Raw genomic sequence first — 5328 nt, 5'->3', positions numbered from 1 at the left:
GGCACCGCCCGCCAGCCAGGCGTTGCCGAGCCGATGGCTGTATATGCCGAAGCGCGGCGCCGAAATCGGCCGGTCGGACAGGATCTTGATGGTCAGCGAGGATCCCAGCGCAGTGACGCCGTCGCCGATCGCGGCAGCACCGGTCGCCAGGAACGAGGCGCAGCCATCCGTGGTGCCGGCGACGACGGCCACATCGCGCGGCAAGCCGAACAGTTCCCCGGCTTCCGCGGTGAGGGCGCCCGTGACCTCGCCCGGCACGACCACGCGCGGCAGCAACTCCATGCGCATTCCGGTCGCCGCGATCCATTCCGGCCAGCGGCGGGCCTCGACATCATAACCTGTCTTCAGGGCATTGTTCTCGTCGCTGACGTCGAAGCGGCCGGAGAAGTTTCCGGCAATCCAGTCGGCCTGATGCAGCACCATTGCAATACCCGGTAGATGGTGGAAGCGCAGGGCCTTGGCGAGGCCGGATGTCGCTCCGTGCGCTGCACTTGCAGCCGGCGCGGTGCGGGCGATCGCGGCCAGGATGTCGCCGTCATCGACCTTGTCGTTGTACATCAGCGGTTCGGCCAGCGGCCGCCCGGCGGCGTCGACCGGCAGCAGCGTGCCGGAGGTGCCGTCGACGGCGATGGCGCAGACCGCCGTGCGGTCGATGCCGGAAAGCAGCTCCGTCAGCACAGCCTTCACCGCTTGCCACCACGCCGTGGGGGCTCGGCCATCGCCGCCAAACCTGTCGAGTGGGACGGCCGAATGCCCGGCTATGGAAAAATCACGGCGCATGGCGACGGCGCGCGCACCTGATGTGCCAATGTCGATGCCGATGACAAGTGGCATCATGTCCATGCTAGCCGCCAGCCGCGTTGAGCTTCTGGCGATACTGCTCGGCGTCCCAGTTGACCAGCTCGTCATTCTCGGAAGCGGTGAGATAGTTCAGCCGCGCGGCGATGTCGATGCGCGCCGTCACGTCGGCGAGGCAGCGTTGCATGGCATCGGCGCCGGCACTGGCGTCGCTGCGCATCAGCACGCCTGCGCCGGGAAACAGGATCGCCGCAGGCGACGTGCCCAGTCTCGCAACGACATCGGCCACGGCCTCGCCTGGCTTCGCCACGACGGAGCCCTGGCCGAGGAAGATGACGTGGTCCGGATAGAGGCTGCCGGCCTGCGCCATGCGGCGGCTCTCAGGGTCGAGCGCAACCGCATGCGCTTCGACATCGGCCGGCAATCTGTAGCCGCTGTCGCCGGCAAGCGCGGCCAAGGCGTCGAGGTCGGGTGCGGCGGTCGCGCGCGCCGGCCGGGCCAGCAATGACCTGATACGGCGCAGCAGAAGCTCCGCCCCGGCGACGGTTTCGGCAGCGACGACCAGCCCGTGATTGCCAAGGATCAGCACGTCGACACCAGGCCGCAGTTTTTCGGCAATGCCGCGTGCAAGCGGCAGGCCGGGCCGGAAATAGGGCACATAGGCCCATTCGATGCCATCGAGCCGCTTGGCGACCTCGGCCTCGCCATCGGCCTGCACGGCAAGCGAGATGGTGTCGACGCAATGGACATGCAGAACGACGCGCTGCGGCATCAAAGCGTGCACCGTGGTCTCGATCGATGGCCGCAGGCCGCGCGGGTTGAGCGCTGCAATGGTGAAACCCTGCGGCTGGTCGGCGGCGCGATCGCGCTGTTCGACGGCTTTCAGCAGCGGCGCCATCGCCACCGGCACCATGATGTCATCGACGAGCGCGTCTTTCAGCCAGGTGCCGGAGGCCTTGATCCACAGCGTGTCGCCGGCTTTCAGCGAGGTGTTGCCGCCTGCCGCCTGGGTGAGATGCGGGCTCCGCCCGATGCTGGCCGAAAGCGCCCGCAAGGCCGCCAGTTCCTGCGCGTCAGCTTGGGTCGCCATGGCGCTTTTCCTCCAACGGCTCGGCCGTGTCCTGCGCGAAATCCCGTTGCCGGGATCGAATTGGCGCTGATATCGCAGAAACGAGTGATCTACGTCAATAGTGATCTACTGTCATCAAACACGCTTGCAATCCGACTAATGTTGAGTAAGTTACGCCAATTGCCATGGAAAATGGCATCCGGGAGGAAAGAATTGAGCGACTCCGGCCGTCAGCGTCAGATCGTCGAACTGTTGCGGGATCGTCCGTTCGCTTCGGTGCGCGAGTTGCAGGAGCGGCTTGGCGTTTCAGCCGCGACGGTCAGGCGCGATATCGACAGGATCGACGAGGCCGGCGAAGCGCGGAAGGTCTATGGCGGCATCTCGGCGCTCGACGGCGCTTCCCAGGCCGGTGTTGCCTACGCCAGGCCCTACGACGAGAACCGCGACCTTGCGGTCGAGGCCAAGCGGCAGATCGCCGCTCTCGCGGCGACCATGGTGCGCGACGGCGACGCCGTCATCGTGCATGGCGGCTCGACCTGCTTCCATCTGGGCGTCAAGCTGGCCGAGCGCAACATCCGCCTCTACACCAACTCGATGCCGCTGGCGGCCTATCTCAGCGACCACGGCCATTGCAGCCTGACGGTTGCGGGCGGTGATCTGCATCGCGAACCCGGCATCATCCATTCGCTCAGCCAGGCCGTGCCCTTCTATGCCTCCAAATTCTTTCTCGGCGCGCAAGGCCTTGGCCAGGAAGGCGTGATGGAATCGCACCCGCTGCTGGTACGCTCGATCGTCGATCTCAGCCTTTGCGCCGACCAGATCGTGGTGCTGGCCGACAGCCGCAAACTGTCGATCCACGCGCGCAACGTCGCGCTGCCGCTTTCCCGCATCGGCACGCTGGTCACCGACGACGGTCTCTCCGACGCCGATGCGCGCATGCTGGAAGACGCCGGCGTCATGGTGCGGATAGCCTCGGGAGCCATCCAGTGAAGGTGGCTGTCCTCGATTTCGGCAAGACCAATTCGAAGCTGTTCGTCTTCGGCCAGGACGGGCGGATCATCGACGAGCGCCGGACACAGCCGAAATGGATGCGCCAAGGCGGCTTCAGCGTGCTCGACGAGGCGGCGCTCCACCATTGGGCGCTCAGCGCCGTTGCCGATGCGGTCGACGGTCATGGAATGGAAGGGGTCATGGTGTCGGGCCATGGCTGCACCTTTGCCTTGGTCGACGAAGCGGCGCTGACGCATCCGATCCTCGATTACGAGCAAGAGCCGCCGGCCGAGATTGCCGCGCGGATCGATCGCCGCATTCCGGACTTTTCCGAAACCTTTTCGCCGCGGCTGCCGCTCGGCTTCAACTACGGCCGCCACATGCTGTGGCTGCAGGAGGTCGATCCCGACGCGTTCGCTACGTCGAAATCGATCCTCGGCTATCCGCAATACTGGAGCTGGCGCCTTGGCGGGCGGGCGGTCTCGGAAGTGTCCTATCTCGGCTGCCATTCGCATCTGTGGGCGCCGCGGAGCCAGGACTTTTCCTCGCTGGTCAACGCGCAGGGCTGGCGTGACCGGATGCCTGGCTTCGAGCGCGCCGGCACTGTTATCGGCGAGCACCGCCTCGACGCTGCGGCGCGACCGATCGCCATCCACAACGGCGTCCATGATTCGAATGCGGCGCTCTATGCCTATCGCCGGCAGGAGCTTGGCCCGGTCACCGTCGTTTCGACCGGCACCTGGGTCGTCGTGCTCAATCCGGACTGCCCGCTCGACACGCTCGACCGGGATCGCGACATGCTGGTCAACGTCGATGTCGATGGCGGCCCGGTGCCGACCATCCGCTTCATGGGCGGGCGCGAATTCGCAACCATCAGCGGCGGCTGGCAAGGCGAGATCGCCGGTCCGGTGGTGCAGCGGGTGATCGATGCCGGCATCATGGCGCTGCCGAGCTTCGCGCCAGGCGGGCCGATGCCCAGTCAGTCCGGCCGGCTGGTGGGGCGCACGCCCGATGCCGAGGAACGCGCGGCGGCGGCGCTGCTCTACGTCGCGCTGATGGTCGATCTGTCGCTCGACCTCATCCATTCGAACAACACGGTGATCGTCGATGGCGGGCTGAACACAGGCGGTGTGTTGGCCGGACTGCTGGCGCAGTTACGTCCCGGCCAGGCTTTCCTGCAGGGCGCCACGCTGGAGGGCAGCGCCACGGGTGCAGCGGCGCTCGCCTTCGAGAGCGTCGGGCGCGAATTCGCCGCCGAAGTTCCAGAGCCGGTGCACGCGTCGCGTTTCACTGGGTTGGCAGGCTATCGCAGCAATTGGCGTGACGCCACGATGGACCGGAGCGTCGCCGGTGCGGCAGTGGGAGGCGCGCGATGAGTGCGATTGCCCAGGCTGAGACGGCGCGCCAGCCGGTGCTGGAGATGCGCCACATCTCCAAGACGTTCGGCGCGATCCGTGCCTTGCACGATGTCTCGCTCAGCGTCCATGCCGGGGAGCTGCACGCCTTGATGGGCGAGAACGGCGCCGGCAAGTCGACATTGATGAAAGTGCTTTCAGGCGCCTATCGGCCGGATGCCGGCGGCGAGATCCTGATCGACGGCATGCCGGCTGCGACCGGCGATCCGATCAAGGCGCGCGCCAGCGGCGTCGCGGTGATCTATCAGGAGCTGTCGCTGGCGCCCAATCTGACGGTGGCGCAGAACATCTTCCTCGGCAACGAGCCGCGACGCTTCGGCATCGTCGATCGCGACCAGTGCACGCGGCGCGCCAGCGAGATCATCAAGCGGCTCGGCGTTTCCTTTTCGGCCCGCGACATGGTCTCCAGCCTGTCGCTCGGCGAGCGCCAGCTGGTCGAGATCGCCCGCGCGCTATCGACCAATGCGCGCATCATCGTCATGGACGAGCCGACCACGTCGCTGACCTCGCGCGAGACCGACCGGCTGTTCGAGGTCATCGCGACGCTGAAATCGCAAGGCATCGCCATCATCTACATCAGCCACCGCATGGAAGAGGTCTACCAGCTTGCCGACCGCGTCAGCGTGCTGCGCGACAGCGGTTATGTCGGCACGCTCGAGCGTGCCGACCTCAGTGCCTCGCGCCTCGTCTCGATGATGGTCGGCCGCGATTTGTCGGCTTTCTACAAGAAGGATCATCGGCCGCCGGACGAAAAGCGCGCGGTGGCGCTCTCGGTGCGCGCCATGTCCGACGGCCGTCTCCTGAAAAACTGTTCGTTCGACCTGCACAAGGGCGAGGTGCTGGCGCTGGCGGGTCTGGTCGGTTCCGGCCGCACAGAGCTTGCGCGGCTGATCTTCGGCGCCGACAGGCACATTTCAGGCACGCTGGAACTCGACGGCAAACCTGTAACCATCGGCTCGCCGCGCGAGGCGCTCGATGCCGGCATCGCCTATCTGACCGAGGACCGCAAGGAACTCGGCCTGTTCCTCGACATGTCGATCTCCGACAATATCAGCA

At 66.3% G+C, this 5328-nt stretch carries 5 protein-coding genes; 3 read left to right on the top strand and 2 right to left on the bottom strand.

Annotation, left to right across the window (positions count from 1 at the left end; all coding sequences use genetic code 11):
- Positions 1 to 837: FGGY-family carbohydrate kinase (locus EN914_RS22995; protein ID WP_164778859.1), on the bottom strand; the 837-nt coding region annotated here is incomplete at its 3' end.
- A gap of 7 nt (positions 838 to 844) precedes the next feature.
- On the bottom strand, positions 845 to 1888 hold the full coding sequence (locus EN914_RS22990; RefSeq protein ID WP_024503723.1) for a class II aldolase/adducin family protein: 1044 nt from the start codon (positions 1886 to 1888) through the stop codon (positions 845 to 847).
- A 192-nt stretch (positions 1889 to 2080) separates the two neighbouring features.
- Between EN914_RS22990 and EN914_RS22985 the strand changes: the two genes are divergently transcribed.
- The 3 genes from EN914_RS22985 to EN914_RS22975 all read left to right on the top strand — a co-directional run.
- Positions 2081 to 2857, top strand: a complete 777-nt coding sequence (locus tag EN914_RS22985; protein ID WP_013529337.1) for a DeoR/GlpR family DNA-binding transcription regulator — start codon at positions 2081 to 2083, stop codon at positions 2855 to 2857.
- The gene (locus EN914_RS22980; RefSeq protein ID WP_024503724.1) at positions 2854 to 4233 is read left to right on the top strand and encodes a carbohydrate kinase; all 1380 of its coding nucleotides are present in this window, start codon (positions 2854 to 2856) and stop codon (positions 4231 to 4233) included. The genes EN914_RS22985 and EN914_RS22980 overlap by 4 nt, the downstream gene beginning before the upstream one ends.
- Positions 4230 to 5328: sugar ABC transporter ATP-binding protein (locus EN914_RS22975; RefSeq protein WP_164778858.1), on the top strand; the 1099-nt coding region annotated here is incomplete at its 3' end. The genes EN914_RS22980 and EN914_RS22975, both read left to right, overlap by 4 nt.

The organism is Mesorhizobium sp. M7A.F.Ca.CA.001.08.2.1, from assembly GCF_003998455.1.
In the GTDB taxonomy this organism is placed as follows: Bacteria; Pseudomonadota; Alphaproteobacteria; order Rhizobiales; family Rhizobiaceae; genus Mesorhizobium; species Mesorhizobium ciceri.
Note: the sequence above shows the minus strand (reverse complement) of the source record. Positions and strands in the feature narration are given on the sequence as shown.

Excerpts from the sequence above, each read along its gene's own strand:
- EN914_RS22990 (WP_024503723.1), bottom strand. The coding sequence starts at position 1,888 with ATGGCGACCCAAGCTGACGCGCAGGAACTGGCGGCCTTGCGGGCGCTT.